The organism is Pseudoalteromonas sp. 0303, assembly GCF_013349995.1.
Lineage (GTDB): Bacteria > Pseudomonadota > Gammaproteobacteria > Enterobacterales > Alteromonadaceae > Pseudoalteromonas.
Window position 1 is genome coordinate 1 of sequence record NZ_JABVXF010000137.1, and the last position, 466, is coordinate 466.

Consider the following 466-nt stretch of genomic DNA (forward strand, 5'->3'; position numbering starts at 1 on the left):
CGGTTGGCTTGTAAGCCGCGCGAGTCAGAATGACCAATAGCATCCATTCACTCGGTATCACACACCGACTACTTAAAAGTATTTTAGGGTTGTTTTTAACGAAGCAACTTGTCCGCTTCGTATTTATAAAATTTTATAGTTATTACAACCAACACAAAATGAGTCTATTGGGAGCGATTTTACTCCCCTTCTTTGTACTTTTTTTGTCATTGTTTATTAAATTAGATAACAATAAAAAACGTGAGTTAAAGCTTAAACTTAAACGCTTGTATCCTCATGTTTCTCAACCTGTACTTACACCAAGCAATTGCATTCGGATTGCATTGCAAAGTGTGTACCTTGCGCTATTCAATACCACTACAACCTCACAGCAACATATCGCCGTTGAGCAGCGTAAATCTTGGCGTAAAATCACGCGATCAGCTCGCTTATTGAGACTGGCAGACAGTAAACTAGTACGCTCTTT

Annotated in this window: 1 protein-coding gene; it reads left to right on the forward strand. The window is 38.8% G+C overall.

The annotated features are described in order from the left end of the window. Window positions 1–203: 203 nt before the first annotated feature. A partial coding sequence (locus HUS62_RS23580; RefSeq protein ID WP_220095115.1) for a hypothetical protein occupies window positions 204–466 on the forward strand: 263 nt, incomplete at its 3' end.